General features: G+C 36.6%; 15 protein-coding genes. 13 read left to right on the forward strand and 2 right to left on the reverse strand.

Annotation, left to right across the window (positions count from 1 at the left end):
* Positions 1-225: 225 nt before the first annotated feature.
* Both secB and AC3CIA_RS00940 read right to left on the reverse strand, forming a co-directional pair.
* Complete coding sequence (gene secB, locus AC3CIA_RS00935; protein ID WP_017074437.1) at positions 226-702, reverse strand: protein-export chaperone SecB; 477 nt, start codon at positions 700-702, stop codon at positions 226-228.
* Between the two features lie 107 nt (positions 703-809).
* Entirely contained in the window at positions 810-1,244 is a 435-nt protein-coding gene (locus AC3CIA_RS00940; protein ID WP_488518366.1) for a rhodanese-like domain-containing protein, read from the reverse strand.
* A gap of 273 nt (positions 1,245-1,517) precedes the next feature.
* Between AC3CIA_RS00940 and rfbB the strand changes: the two genes are divergently transcribed.
* The 13 genes from rfbB to AC3CIA_RS01005 all read left to right on the forward strand — a co-directional run bounded on the left by rfbB (position 1,518) and on the right by AC3CIA_RS01005 (position 14,847).
* Positions 1,518-2,615, forward strand: a complete 1,098-nt coding sequence (rfbB, locus tag AC3CIA_RS00945; protein WP_488518367.1) for a dTDP-glucose 4,6-dehydratase — start codon at positions 1,518-1,520, stop codon at positions 2,613-2,615.
* Complete coding sequence (gene rfbA, locus AC3CIA_RS00950; RefSeq protein WP_081230168.1) at positions 2,615-3,514, forward strand: glucose-1-phosphate thymidylyltransferase RfbA; 900 nt, start codon at positions 2,615-2,617, stop codon at positions 3,512-3,514. The genes rfbB and rfbA overlap by 1 nt, the downstream gene beginning before the upstream one ends.
* Positions 3,514-4,068, forward strand: coding sequence for a dTDP-4-dehydrorhamnose 3,5-epimerase (gene rfbC / locus AC3CIA_RS00955; RefSeq protein ID WP_488518368.1), 555 nt, complete (start codon positions 3,514-3,516; stop codon positions 4,066-4,068). Before rfbA ends, rfbC begins: the two co-directional genes overlap by 1 nt.
* A complete protein-coding gene (locus tag AC3CIA_RS00960) occupies positions 4,068-4,883 on the forward strand; it encodes an SDR family oxidoreductase (protein WP_488518369.1) in 816 nt (271 codons plus the stop codon). The genes rfbC and AC3CIA_RS00960 overlap by 1 nt, the downstream gene beginning before the upstream one ends.
* Before the next feature lie 4 nt (positions 4,884-4,887).
* Entirely contained in the window at positions 4,888-6,258 is a 1,371-nt protein-coding gene (wzx, locus tag AC3CIA_RS00965; protein ID WP_488518370.1) for an O-unit flippase-like protein, read from the forward strand.
* Complete coding sequence (locus tag AC3CIA_RS00970) at positions 6,258-7,352, forward strand: hypothetical protein (protein ID WP_488518371.1); 1,095 nt, start codon at positions 6,258-6,260, stop codon at positions 7,350-7,352. The genes wzx and AC3CIA_RS00970 overlap by 1 nt, the downstream gene beginning before the upstream one ends.
* A 77-nt stretch (positions 7,353-7,429) precedes the next feature.
* The gene (locus AC3CIA_RS00975) at positions 7,430-8,416 is read left to right on the forward strand and encodes an EpsG family protein (RefSeq protein ID WP_488518372.1); all 987 of its coding nucleotides are present in this window, start codon (positions 7,430-7,432) and stop codon (positions 8,414-8,416) included.
* A 159-nt stretch (positions 8,417-8,575) separates the two neighbouring features.
* Positions 8,576-9,664 (forward strand): glycosyltransferase family 4 protein, encoded by a 1,089-nt coding sequence (locus tag AC3CIA_RS00980; RefSeq protein ID WP_488518373.1) that lies wholly within the window; start codon positions 8,576-8,578, stop codon positions 9,662-9,664.
* Positions 9,661-10,458 carry a glycosyltransferase family 2 protein gene (locus tag AC3CIA_RS00985; RefSeq protein ID WP_081230161.1) on the forward strand — a complete coding sequence of 266 codons (798 nt, stop codon included), beginning with the start codon at positions 9,661-9,663 and terminating at the stop codon, positions 10,456-10,458. Before AC3CIA_RS00980 ends, AC3CIA_RS00985 begins: the two co-directional genes overlap by 4 nt.
* On the forward strand, positions 10,455-11,003 hold the full coding sequence (locus AC3CIA_RS00990; protein ID WP_488518374.1) for an acyltransferase: 549 nt from the start codon (positions 10,455-10,457) through the stop codon (positions 11,001-11,003). The genes AC3CIA_RS00985 and AC3CIA_RS00990 overlap by 4 nt, the downstream gene beginning before the upstream one ends.
* Positions 11,003-11,986, forward strand: a complete 984-nt coding sequence (locus AC3CIA_RS00995; protein WP_488518375.1) for a WaaS/CpsH family glycosyltransferase — start codon at positions 11,003-11,005, stop codon at positions 11,984-11,986. Before AC3CIA_RS00990 ends, AC3CIA_RS00995 begins: the two co-directional genes overlap by 1 nt.
* Positions 11,983-13,398, forward strand: coding sequence for a mannose-1-phosphate guanylyltransferase/mannose-6-phosphate isomerase (locus AC3CIA_RS01000; RefSeq protein WP_488518376.1), 1,416 nt, complete (start codon positions 11,983-11,985; stop codon positions 13,396-13,398). The genes AC3CIA_RS00995 and AC3CIA_RS01000 overlap by 4 nt, the downstream gene beginning before the upstream one ends.
* 18 nt (positions 13,399-13,416) lie before the next feature.
* Positions 13,417-14,847, forward strand: a complete 1,431-nt coding sequence (locus AC3CIA_RS01005; RefSeq protein WP_488518377.1) for a phosphomannomutase — start codon at positions 13,417-13,419, stop codon at positions 14,845-14,847.

Below are 14,847 nucleotides of genomic sequence, written 5' to 3' on the forward strand. Positions count from 1 at the left end.
CTCTACCAACTAAAGGCGCTCTCTACTAAATAACAGCGCTCTCCGCTAAAAGAAAACGCTCTTCACTAAAAGAATATACAAAAAATGCACATCGCAGAAGCTGCGATGTGCATTTAAAACTAACTATTTAATAAAAGCCAAGCTTCTAATCAAAACCAATCTTCTAATAAACTAAGAGTTTATAAGGACCATTGGCTAACTAAGCGTTAAGTTCTACTTAGAAACTTAAGCTTGCTCGCCTTCAGTTTGTTCTGCTTGTTGAGCTTGGTTTTGTAGGTAGTTCATGAACAAAGCATCAAAGTTTACTGGCGCTAGGTTCAGTTGTGGGAACGTACCTTTAACCACTAGGCTAGAAATCGTTTCACGAGCGTATGGGAATAAGATGTTAGGGCAGAATGCACCTAAGCAATGTGCTAGTTGACCAGCTTCCATTTCGCTTGCAGAGAAGATACCACCTTGTTGAACTTCACAAAGGAATGCTGTGTCATCTGCGTTCTTCACCGTAACGGTTAGACGTAGAATTACTTCGAACACGCCTTCGCCAAGTTCACGGCTTTGAGTGTCTAGGTCCAGTTTTACATCTGGGTTCCACTCTTTTTGAAACATGTCTGGAGAGTTTGGCGCTTCAAAAGATACGTCTTTTAGGAAGATACGTTGAATTGAGAAGTTTTGTTGTGCGTCTTGTTGTGCTGCTTCAGCCATTTTCTTGTCCTTAAAAATTTATAATTAGGTTTTGTTCGTCATATCTGCCGAACAAAATCTTAAAGTCATATTCGTGTAATTAGGTCAGCTTACTTCTTACCTTTAGCCTACTTCCTACCTTTAACTAAAGGAAGGTTTGCTTCGCTCCAAGCCACTAAGCCACTTTTCAGTACGCTTACGTTTTCGAAGCCTGCTTTAACCAGTAGGTTAGCGCTTTCTTGAGCTGTCTGACCTGTCTTGCATACTACGATGATTGGGTCTGCTTTATGACTTTCAAGGCTACCAAAGCTATTTGCTTTGATATCTGACGGCAAAATGTGAAGTGCGTCAGTAATGTGGCCTTTTTTGAATTCATCTTTTGTACGAATATCCACCACAACGCCGTTTTCACGGTTAATCAGATGTGTGGTTTGTGCTGCCGTGATCTCTTTGTAGGCAGCGTTTGATGTTTTGATAACGTTCGCAATGATGGCAACAATCAAGCCGATCCATACGATGGCTAAAATCATATTCTCTTGAACAAATGGAACTAACTCTTGCATATCTTGAACTCTTATTCGTTATTGGGCGAAAAACTATAGGTCAGGAGTATAGCGAGGTTTTGGGCTTGGTGTACATAGAGTTAGCTTACCCACGCACATAACTGGATTTTTTTTTGATTATATTCACTCATACATAGATAATAGAGAGATTTACATTTTTAACTTTGAATGCGTAGTGTGGTTTCGCTTTGTGACCAATGGGCGGTAGCATGCTTAATGGCAAGCGCCTTACGTGCTAGGAGTTGATTTTCCAGGCTTACTTTAGGAGTTTTTGTGAAGATATTAGTCACCGGTGGTGCTGGTTTTATCGGTTCAGCAGTCATACGTCATATTATAAATAATACAACTGATAGCGTAATCAACGTTGATAAGCTCACTTATGCCGGAAATTTAGAATCGCTTGTTGAAGTTGATACAAACGCACGTTATGTATTTGAGCAAGTGGATATTTGTAATCGTTCAGAGCTTGACCGAGTGTTTGCAGAGCATAAACCAGATGCAGTGATGCACTTAGCTGCCGAGTCGCATGTTGACCGTTCTATCACTGGCCCTGCTGCATTTATTGAGACGAACGTAGTTGGAACATATACGTTATTAGAGGCGACACGCGAGTACTGGAATAAACTTGAAAAGCGAGCTAAAGCAGAGTTTCGCTTCCATCATATCTCTACCGATGAAGTGTATGGTGACCTTCCTCACCCTGATGAAGTTCCTGAAGGAACTGAGCTTCCAATGTTCTTGGAAACGACACCTTATGAACCATCTAGCCCTTACTCTGCTTCAAAAGCATCAAGCGACCATTTAGTTCGCGCATGGCTACGAACTTACGACCTGCCAACTATCGTCACTAACTGCTCAAATAACTACGGCCCATATCACTTCCCAGAAAAATTGATTCCACTTGTTATCCTTAATGCTCTTGAAGGAAAAGACCTTCCTATCTACGGCAAAGGTGATCAAATTCGTGACTGGCTGTTCGTTGAGGACCATGCACGAGCGCTCTACAAAGTCGTGACCGAAGGTAAAGTAGGTGAGACTTACAATATTGGTGGTCATAACGAAAAGAAAAACATTGAAGTTGTGAACACGATTTGTGACATCCTTGACGCGCTAGTACCAAAAGAGACCAAATACTCAGAGCAAATCACCTATGTTCAAGACCGTCCTGGTCACGACCGTCGCTATGCCATTGACTCATCTAAAATGCAACGTGAGCTAAACTGGATGCCAGAAGAAACATTTGAAACGGGCCTTCGTAAAACAGTGCAATGGTATCTAGATAACTCTATATGGTGTCAAAACGTGCAAGATGGTAGCTATCAACGTGAGCGTTTGGGTGTAGAAATCACTGAATTAAAGGGAAATGAATAATGAAAGGTATTGTTCTTGCCGGTGGTTCTGGCTCTCGTCTATACCCGTTGACTCGTGGCGTCTCTAAGCAACTTCTCCCGGTTTATGATAAGCCGATGGTTTTTTACCCGATATCAACCCTAATGCTTGCAGGGATTCGTGATATCTTGATTATCACAACTCCCGAGGATAAAGCTGGCTTTATGCGCTTACTTGGTGATGGTTCTGATTTTGGTATCAACTTGGAATATGCAGTTCAAGCGTCTCCCGACGGTTTGGCTCAAGCCTTTATTATTGGTGAAAAATTTATCGGTGATGATAATGTCTGCTTAGTTCTCGGTGACAATATATTTTATGGACAGTCATTTAGTCGAACATTGAGAAGCGCAGTTAGACGAGAAAATGGGGCGACTGTATTTGGTTATCATGTGAAAGACCCACAGCGTTTTGGTGTTGTGGAATTTGATGACAATTATAAGGCTCTCAGCATTGAAGAGAAACCCATACAACCAAAATCGAATTGGGCAGTCACGGGGTTATATTTTTATGATAATCGAGTTGTTGAATTTGCCAAACAAGTCAAACCATCAGAGCGTGGTGAACTTGAAATAACATCAATAAACCAAATGTATTTAAATGATGGTTCTCTGAATGTTGAATTGCTTGGCCGCGGATTCGCGTGGTTGGATTCAGGGACTCATGAAAGCCTTCACGAGGCATCTTCTTTTGTCGAGACGCTGGAAAATGTTCAAGGTCTAAAAGTGGCTTGTTTAGAAGAGATTGCTTGGGCAAATGGATGGTTATCGGATGAAGATATTATTCGCCTTGCTCAACCAATGTTGAAAAACAGCTATGGTAAGTATCTGGTTTCTTTGATTAATGATCAAACTCTTAGAGAGTCACTAAAGGTAAATCGATAATGAAAATTATAAAGACTAAACTTCAAGATTGTATAATTATCGAGCCTAAAGTTTTTGGTGATGAGCGAGGCTTCTTTTTAGAAACATTTCAGGAAGAGCGTTACTTTAACGCGGGTATCAAAGAACGTTTTGTACAAGATAATCGTTCTAAGTCCTCTCGTGGCGTCCTGAGGGGTTTACATTTTCAAAAATTAAAACAGCAAGGAAAGTTGGTGAGTGTTACTCATGGAGAGGTCTTTGACGTTGCTGTTGATTTGCGCCCAGACTCAGAAACATTCGGTCAATATGAATCGGTAATTTTAACTGGTGAAAATAAACTTCAATTTTATGTACCTCCTGGTTTTGCTCATGGTTTTTGTGTTTTAAGTGAATCTGCTGACTTTCAGTACAAATGCACTGATTATTACGACCCTAGTGACGAGAGTGGCTTGTTATGGAGCGATCCTGCTATCAATATTGAATGGCCTATTGCTACCCCACTTCTTTCAGATAAAGACCGCATTCAGCCGTTACTCAGTGAAATTGAATATAAAATTAGACAAGGGTGGAAGTGATGGGAAAGTTTACAGTTTTTGGTGGGCGAGGATTTATTGGCTCTGAATTTGTAACTGAACTGGAGAGTCAAGGACACGATGTTTATGTTCCTGAGAGAGATGATACCAATGTTTATGAGCATGACTTAGGTACTGTAATATATAGTGCAGGTTACGGTGATTGCAATAAAGATCCATATAATGTTCTTACTGCTAACGTGGTATTACTAAGCTCTCTATTAGAAAAAGCAAAGTTTAGTCAACTAGTCTATGTATCGTCAACAAGAGTATATATGAACCAAAGTGGTTCAAATGAAACTAGTGACCTAACTGTTTGTGAAGACGATAGTCGAAGATTATTTAATCTGACCAAAATGACTGCTGAAGAGCTCTGTTTAAAAAGTAACCGCAACTGTTTGGTCATTAGACCAAGCAACGTATATGGCTTGGCTCTGAATAGTAATTTATTTTTACCCTCTATAATTAGAAATGCAATAAATAATGGCCAAGTTGATATGTATATAGCCAAATCTTACGCCAAAGATTACGTTTCGGTAATGGATGTAGTTTCAAGTACTTTGGCGTTAATCAAGTTAAATAGCATCCCTAGTATTGTGAACATTGCTTATGGAAAAAATGTTACGGCTAGAGAAGTTTCTGATGTATTGGTTCACAACACCGGAACAAAAGTTAACTGGTTAAATACGCTCGGGAATACGTGTGAAGTTTTCCCAGAAACAGATATATCGACTTTAGAGTCACTTATTGATTACAAACCTAGATATGTACTTGATGATTTGAAGCTTCTTATTGAAGACTTTAAAAACGAGTTGTAGAAAAATGAAACATAGGGTTGAGAAAAAAGACGTTATATGGGGGTATTTGTCACAAGTACTGAATATGGCATCTGGTTTATTATTATTACCATTTATACTATATTTTTTAAGTCAAGAAGATGTAGGTGTTTGGTATGTATTTATAACATTTATTGGATTGATTCAGTTACTTGAATTTGGCTTTTTACCAACTATATCGAGATATATATCTTACGTTTTTGCTGGTGCTGATGATATCTCAGATAAGTGTATTCCTGAATGCAATGAAAAAAATGAAGTCAATATAAGTTTACTATCAAATGTTATATTCGCATCTAGGCGAATATACTTATTGGTTTCATTGATGGCATTTTTAATCATTTCGGTTGGTGGTACGTATTATTTATCTACATTAGACTATTCAGGTGATCGAGAGTTACTTTATTTTTCTTGGTTAATATATGGTTCTGCAACCGTCATTCTATTTTATTTTGGTCATTATAATGCATTATTAAAAGGTCGAGGTGATCAAACACAACTTAATAAAGTGGTCGTATGCTCTAAAATAACAAATATAATTTGCGCTATCCCACTATTGTATTTAGGTTATGGTCTAATGTCGCTTTCTATTGGGATGTTATGTAGCGTTGTGGTCGATCGAGTTCTAGTTAGATTAAGTGTTTTTGATAGTAATGCTTCTGAGACGATAAAGGCGTTTCAGCTAAAACGAACAAAAGATTACACCATGACTATATGGAAAAATGCAAAGCTCATGGGTGTTGTACAATTGGGAAACTTCCTAACGGTTAGAGGAAGCGTGTTAGTTGTATCATCTGTTATTGGGCTTAAAGCTGCTGCCATGTATGGCTTCACCTTACAAATTACTTCTATTGCTGTCATAGTATCATCCATGTATTTTGGGTTACAGTTGCCATATATGAACTCAGAACAAGTTAAAGGTAATATTGAAGGTATTAAACGAGTTTTTTGTCGCTCACTTGGTCTTTCATGGGTTTTATTTTTTAGCTTTTCATGTTCTTTATTGGTTCTTGGCCCATATCTATTGGGTTTAATATCGCAAGATACCCAACTCCTGCCAAATATAATGTTGTTATTTTTCTTAGTAGCTGCCTTTTTAGAGATGAATCATTCGTTGTGTACGGCATTTCTAACAACTAAAAATGAAATTATATTCATGTGGCCTCTATTTATAACGGGTGTAATGATTTCTTTATGCTCCATAATCTCCGCATATTTTTATGGATTATGGGGGGTGGTTTTATCTCAATTAATATTACAACTGTTGTACAATAACTGGAAGTGGCCTCTCTTAGTGTTTCGCGAGCTAAATATTAGCGGCTTTAAACCAATAACATCTTTATTGAGGTTAAAATAGTGAATATTATAATAGATTTCATCAGACGTAATAATGAGCATCACGTCTTCAATTCTGAGACTGTAAAATATTTTGATTTATTGGGCGATGCTATATTTCATCTAGATGCAAACTCATCATCTATTGAAAAAATTAAAGATAAGAATAATGTAAAGTTACTAAATGTCGAAAACTCAAAGTATTATCTCTGGATAAAATCCAATATACTTCTTGCTCAAGTTTTACTAACTTACGGAAAGCGAAGTACCTATACATTTCTTTCAGCGACACCAATGCAATACATAATCCTTACAGTTATATCCAAGTTTTTTGGAATAAAAGTTAATATATTTATGCATGGTGAACTTGGTTACTTAAAGAAAGCTAACGGCTATGGTCAAAAATTGGGTGCTAGATTTTTAGAGCTAGCGTTTGGCTTAAAATCTAAAGTAAGCTTTATAGCTATTAACGCTTACATTTATGATAATTTAAAAAATCTATATAAAGATGGCAACTTTATTCATATAGAGCACCCTATTCAAAGTAAATATGAGCCATCAAAGAATCAAAATGATGGGTTGGTTTTTGGTACATTTGGGGTGCAGTCGACTAACAAATACAGTGAGGAAATTTATGCTCTCTCTACTTTTTTGTCAAATGACTTCTACGAATCGAACAGTTTAGTCACTGTTGGTGTATCCGATGGCACTTTTTCGTATGATTGTGATGATAAAGTCCAACACAAATGTAAAGGGGCCTTAAAAGAGAGCTTAATACCATTTGATGAGTTCATGAAGAATGTAGCATCAATCGACTGTGCTCTATTTTTTAACCAAAACAACAGTAGCTATGAATTAACACCTAGTGGTGTCTTTTCAGATTGCATTGCTCTCGAGAAACCAATAATAGCTATCAAAACCAATATGCTAGAAAGCTACTTTAAAAAATATGGCCAGTTAGGTTACCTTTGTAAGGATCTAAATGAAATGGCAATTATTATTGAACAAGTCTCTAATAATCAACTAGAAATAAATAAAATAGTATCCAACTTACAGTTTGTTAAATCTGAACTGTCCAGTGACTACTATATAGAAAATATTAGCCTATTATTATGACCTATTTCCTTATACTTTCTATAGCCTATTTTTTTGCTAATGTAGATATAGCGTATAATAATGAAAAGAAGCTTCAGTTGATATTATTATTATTGATTGGGCTTATGCTATCAGTGTTTGTTGGATTTAGATGGAGTGTTGGGTCTGATTGGGGTGTCTATTTAAATCACTATAATATTGTTCAGAGTGAACAGTTTGAAATTGGCTATGTGTTTTTAGAAAAAATGTTCTATTCTAATCACTTAGATTATTCTTACTTTTTGTTTTTTATTACTTCTTTTTCTATTTTTCTTATATCATATTTTTTGTTTTCAAGAGTAGATTATGCGATTGTCGCAATAATGTTTTTCATTGCAAACTATATGCTTTCATTCATGGGAGGGAATAGGCAAATAATTGCAATAGGAATAGTGTTTTTTAGCAACATATTTATTCTTGAACGCAATAAAATTGGATTTATTTCTTGCATTTTATTTGCCTGTCTTTTCCACGTTTCAGCTATTATCTATATCGTGGCTTATTTTTTTACCATTGGTTATATATCTACCAAAATAAGATATTTTCTTTTAAGTGGTTGTCTAATACTTGGTGCATATATAGCTCCTTTTCTAATAGGCATCGCGATAAAGTTATTTTCTATTATTGGTTTCGGATATGTGGTTGATAAACTAACGATATATCAAAGCGTGATTTTTGACAACTTTAGTATAATGTCCATGCTTAAGAAAATTATTATTCTTATTTTGTTTGATTTATACTATCAGCAAGTTTTAAGTAAAGTTAAAAACGAGTTATGTAATCTTTTCTATAATTTGTATTTCTTTTCTGTAATATTTGATGCAGTTGCCGGTCCAATCAATGCGGCATTCATGAGGGCTAGTGTCTATTTTAGAATATCAGAGATAGTAATTGTTTCTTTGATGGTTTCAGCAGCAAAAAATAAAGCACATAGAATACTTTTAACGTTGATCCTTTTTATGTTGTGTTTGAGACAGTTGAACTCTGGCCTCAATTTTTATCCAGAATTATATGATAATTATCGGAGTTATCTTTTTGGATTTTAGGATTTAATTTATGTGGACTCAATGCTTTCATAGGCAATAGTGCTACTTATATATCCTATAAACCATGATTATTTTAATAAACATCAGATGTTACTAGTATAGAAATTATGTAAGATTAATGTATAACTAGTAACCCCGTCATATGAGTTATTTGAATGTATGAAAAACCAAAATAAAAAATTACTGTTTTATATTCCTTCGTTATCACCCTCTGGCGGGATTGAACGTGTTGTAACTACGATCGTAAATGAGCTGTGTGATGATTTCAATATAACTATATTAACTCAGGATGGTAAGGATAGCTTCTATGAGGTTGATAAGAAAATTAGTATTGATTCATTGCATTCTTATTATGAATTAAACATGAATAATCGCTTAAAAAGGGCGATGGCAAAGTTAAAAAGTATAGTTAGTTCAAGTTTTAAATTATATAATTACTTAAAATCTAATGATTTTGATTATGTGTATGTAACGCACCCTTTGTCACATTTAGAGCTTCTGTTGTCTGGAATAAATAGCAATAAAATCATCATCTCAGAACACGGTTCAGAAAACAACTACAACAGAGTTTATCGAACTGTTAAAAAACTCACTTATAAACGTTGTAAATATTACTGCGTGCCAACAACTCTTGATTGTGAAAAGTACAAGAATTTTGGTTTTCCGGTTGTATATACACCACACTACAAGCCCACTTTGGCTTACAACAAAGCAGATCTAAGTAGTAAGGTTGTCCTGAATATTGGTCGATATACGGAAGACAAAAAACAACTGCGTTTGTTAAAAATATGGAACAACATAAGCCCTTCGGTTAGGGGGGATTGGAAATTAAACATTGTAGGTAGTGGAGAGTTGAAAAAGGATTTGGATAACTATATCAATGACAATAACTTGAAAGACTCCGTCAACTTACTTCCCCCAAGAAAAGACATCGAAACCTATTACTCTAATGCTTCTGTATTTGCTTTGTCTTCTCGGAGTGAAGGCTTTGGTATGGTGTTGTTAGAGGCTGCTGGTTTTGGCCTACCACTAATTTCATTCGATTGTCCATCAGGACCAAGAGATATGATCAATGAAACTAATGGTTATTTAGTCGATATTGAAAGTGATAGTGCATATCAAGCTAATCTGAGTGAGATGATGATGAGTCAAGAAAAACTATTGTCATTAAGTAAAGGTTCTAGGGAATTAGCCGATGGTTGGTCAAATGAGAGGATAAGTAAAATATGGAAAGGTATATTTAAATGAAAATTTCAGTCGTAATACCTGCATATAATACATCGGCAACAATTATAGATGCAATTTCTTCAGTGGAAAATCAAGTGATTGAAGATGCAGTGAATATTGAGATTATCATTGTTAATGATGGTTCATCCGATAATTTAGTCGAAGTCATTAATGATTATCGAACATCGACTAAGCACAAGCTACATTTGATAAATAAGAAAAATGGTGGAGTTTCAACGGCTAGAAATGTTGGAATAGAAAATTCTGAGGGAGATTGGATAGCATTTTTAGATGCTGATGATGTATGGCTCCCCAATAAGCTTCAAAAGCAAGTAGACATCATAAGAAAAAAAGATAGCGTCAATTTTATTGGGTGTGCTAGAAATGATGAAGAGCTATCTATTTTAGGGAAGAAAATTGACAGCTTATACCTTGCTTGTTGTAATGATTTGTTGATAAAGATGTTCCCTCAGACATCAACTGCACTAGTGAGAAGATCTGTACTGAATACGGTTGGCAACTATAATGAAACGATGACTCATGCAGAAGATGGGGAGCTTTGGCTTAGGATATGCGCTGAGGGAGGTTTTTACTATATGCCAGAATCTCTAGTAATTACTGGCGGAGGTAAAGAAAATTTTGGAGCCTCGGGTTTGTCTTCAAATCTCGAAGAGATGCATTTTGGTACTTTAAAAATGTTAAATATTGCTTGTGAAAACAAAGTTATTTCAAAAACTTCTTATTTCGTATTTAAAGCCTTTTACTATGCAAAATACTTACGAAGATTACTGTTAGTTAAGATGAGGTCTGCATGATTTTTAAGTTAAAGTGGTTTATATCTGCCTTATTTTTGAAGTTTTTTTGTAAAAAATTGGAGATGCCATCTTATTTTAGTTTTCCTATTTTTTTTAAGGGGTTAAATAATGTCTCGATAGGGAAAAAAGTAAGAATTTTCCCTGGTAGTCGATTTGAGGTTCACAATAAAGGTTATATTAAAATTGGCAATAATGTAGGGATAGGCCAAAATTTTCATGTAACCTCCGGCGGAGAGTTGAATATTGGTTCTGATACCGTAATTTCAGCCAATGTATTCGTGACGAATATTGATCATGAATATGAAAATATTAATATCCCCATTCTTGAACAAGATAATCTTTTTAAGAATACTGAAATTGGAAATAATTGCTTCATAGGTATTGGCGCAGCGATACAGGCAGGAACAAAGCTTGGTAACCATTGTATTGTGGGAGCAAATTCTGTGGTCAGGGGAAGTTTTCCTGATTACTGTGTCATTGTTGGGGCTCCGGCAAAGGTAATTAAAAAATATAACTTCGAAACTGAGTTATGGGAAAGAGTTTGATGTTAGATTTAAACCTTAAGGATAAAAAAATAGCAGTGTTTTGTCCTGCTTTTTTTGGTTACGATAATGATATAAAAAATACATTAGAAAAAGCAGGTGCAAAGGTATCTTTGCTTGACGAACGTGTCTTCACAAACACTCTAGGCCGAGCTCTGGTTCGTTTAGGCTTTCATCGTTTAATTAACTCCTATATTGATGACTTTTATTCTGAAAATCTTGTAAGTAAGGCAAAAGAAATCGACTATATTCTGTTAGTTAACCCTGAGACAGTGTCAGTCGATATTTTAGAAAAAGCTATAAAAGTTAATCCACAAATTAAAATAATTACTTATATGTGGGATTCTTTTAGAAATAAACCTTATTCAAAAAAATATATAGATGTATCTTGTTCATTTTTTACTTTTGACCCGAGTGATGCGAAAGAAAACAATATTGGTTTTCTTCCTTTGTTCTATGTAAAAGAATATGATGGATTAGATCTAAAGCCGACTATGTATGACTTTTCTTTTGTTGGTACAGCTCACTCTGAAAGGTTTAGGTCCGTTTCTAATATTACAAAAGGTAGTGATGCTAAATTTTTGTTTTTCTATTGTCCGAGTTATATGGTCTTTCTATTTAAGAAGTATTTAAAAGGAGAGTTGCAAGGCTTGAAATTATCCGATGTGTCTTTTTCATCTATGAGTAGAGCTGATGTGGTCAGTTTAATAGAAAAAACGAACACGATAATAGATATTAGCCATCCAGATCAAATAGGTTTGACGATGAGAACTATTGAGATGCTAGGTGCAGGCAAGAAATTAATCACTACTAATAGTCAAGTCTTATCTTATGACTTTTATCATCCCAACAATATATTGTATGTAGATGATACAACTTCAACAGAAACAATCAATGAGTTTGTCGATGTTCCATACTCCCCTATTGAGTGCGAACTTCGTAATAAGTACAGTATTAACTCTTGGATAGAGAGCCTTTTTTTATGAGCAATATTTTACCTGTTATCTTAGCCGGAGGGTCAGGTTCACGACTTTGGCCGATGTCTCGCACTCACTACCCGAAGCAGTTTTTGCCCCTGACAAACGAAACCTCAATGTTGCAAGATACTATCCTTCGTTTAGAGGGGCTTGAACATGGCCCTGTGTCCTTGATTTGCAATGAAGCACATCGTTTTTTAGTCGCTGAACAGTTGCGCTCCAATGACGTCAAGCATTCCGGGATTATTTTAGAACCCTTTGGGCGCAATACTGCACCCGCGGTGGCTTTGGCGGCTTTGAGAGCAATTGAAAACGAACAGAACCCGGTATTATTGGTATTAGCGGCTGATCATTTGATCAAGAATGAGCAAGCATTTAGAGAAACGCTGGAAACTGCAAAACCATTCGCTGAGAGTGGGAAGCTAGTAACTTTTGGTATAGTTCCTACCAAGCCGGAAACTGGTTATGGTTATATTCGAGGTGGTCAAGAAATCGATGAAAGTGGACTTTATTCGGTCGATACTTTTGTTGAGAAGCCTAACTATGCTTTAGCTGAGCAATACTTAAAAGATGGTGGATATTACTGGAACAGTGGAATGTTCATGTTCACTGCCTCACGTTATTTAGAAGAACTTGAAAAGTTTCGTCCAGATATTTTAGCGACTGTGAAACAAGCTTATTTGGGCGCTAATTTCGACCTTGATTTCATTCGGTTGGATGAAGAAGAATTTGCTAAATGCCCTGACGAATCTATTGATTATGCAGTAATGGAAAAAACGAGCGATGCTGTCGTTTGTCCAATGGATGTTGGTTGGAGTGATGTTGGAGCTTGGTCGTCACTCTGGGAAGTGAGCGATAAAGATTGCTATGACAACGTAATTAAAGGGGATGTATTAACTGATAACACCCATCGTTGTTACATTAACTCTCCACATCGATTGGTTGCGACTGTTGGGGTACAAGATCTGGTCATTGTTGATACTAAAGATGCATTATTGGTCGCACATCGAGATGAAGTTCAAAATGTCAAAAACATTGTTTCAAACTTAAAAGCCGAAGAGCGAACTGAGTTTTTACATCATCGTGAAGTATATCGTCCTTGGGGCAAGCATGAGTATATTGCTGGAGGCAACCGTTATCATGTAAAAAAAGTCATTGTAAAGCCGGGTGAGAAAACGGCAATGCAATTACATTATCATCGTTCAGAACATTGGGTTGTTGTGTCAGGAACAGCTAAAGTATATAGAGGTAGTGATCAGTACGTTATTACCGAAAACGAGTCAATTTATATTCCTGTTGGCGAAGAGCACTGTTTTGAAAACCCAGGAAAGTTACCTTTGGAAATTATTGAAGTAAGATCAGGTAGCTACTTAGGTGAAGATGATATCGTACGAACACCTCCCCAAGGTGAAGGTTACTAACTAATTTAAGGTCTTATTATGTTAAATACATCACAAGTGCTCTCGGATTCTGGCATTCAGTTTGGAACAAGTGGGGCTCGGGGATTAGTTGAACAATTTACGCCAGAAGTGTGCGCCGCTTTTACTCATGCGTTTATTTTCAGCATTAAAGGTAGTTATGATTTTCACAAAGTTGCCGTTGCTATTGATAATCGCCCAAGTAGCCCCGAAATGGCGCAGGCAACTATTTCAGCAATTAGCTCCATGGGATATGAAGCTGTATATTATGGGGTTCTACCAACTCCCGCGCTTGCATACTCTGCAATGCAAGACAATATCCCTTGTATTATGATTACCGGAAGCCACATACCATTTGATCGCAATGGTATTAAGTTTTACCGACCTGATGGCGAAATAACAAAAGCCAATGAGCAAGACATTCTGAGCGCGAAAGTTGAATTTGAAGCACCGGTATTGAAAGAGTTACAGGTATCACTTAGAGCTCAAAAGCAATATGTAGAGCGTTATACAGTGCTTTTTGATTCTAATTTCCTGACGGGGAAACGCATTGGCATTTATGAGCACTCTAGTGCAGGGCGCGATATATACCCAATGCTATTTGAAGCAATAGGGGCCGAAGTTGTTTCTCTTGAGCGTACAGATGAATTTGTCCCAATTGATACTGAAGCGGTAGCAGAAGTCGATAAAGAGAAAGCTCGTTTTTGGTCCCAAAAGTACAATCTAGATTTTATATTTTCAACGGATGGTGATGGTGACAGGCCACTAGTAGCCGATGAAAAAGGAGAATGGTTACGTGGGGATATCCTAGGGTTACTCTGTGCTGAAGCCATGAATATTGAAGCGTTAGCACTGCCAGTAAGCTGCAATACAGTAATTGATTCTTCTGAGTCATTTAAAAAAGTGGCTCGAACTAAAATTGGGTCACCCTATGTGATTGAAGCTTTTTCAGAGCTTGAAAAAAACTATACGGTAATTGCCGGTTTCGAAGCTAATGGTGGTTTTTTGCTAGGAAGTGATGCAACGATAAATAATCAAACTTTAAAGGCACTCCCGACTCGCGACGCGGTTCTACCTGCACTTATGTTACTTTCAGCAGCCAAAGATTGTAGTATTACCTCATTGGTTTGTGCACTTGCTCCTCGCTTTACGAGCAGTAACCGTATTCAAAATTTTGAGACAGACAAGAGTAAAGCGATCATTGCCAAAGCGATTGGGCAAGAAGGGCGTTTGATTGATACTTTGGGGTTTAAAGAGGCTATTGTCACGAATGTTGATACTACAGATGGTCTTCGTATTACGTTGAATTCGGGTGATATTATTCACCTTCGCCCTTCAGGTAATGCGCCCGAGCTTCGTTGTTATGCGGAGTCGGCGACCGTTGAAAAAGCACAAAAAACGGTTAAACAAGTACTTAATAATGTTCAAGATCTTGATGTGAGTGAGTGGTAA

Source organism: Vibrio sp. QJM3NY_27 (genome assembly GCF_057785955.1).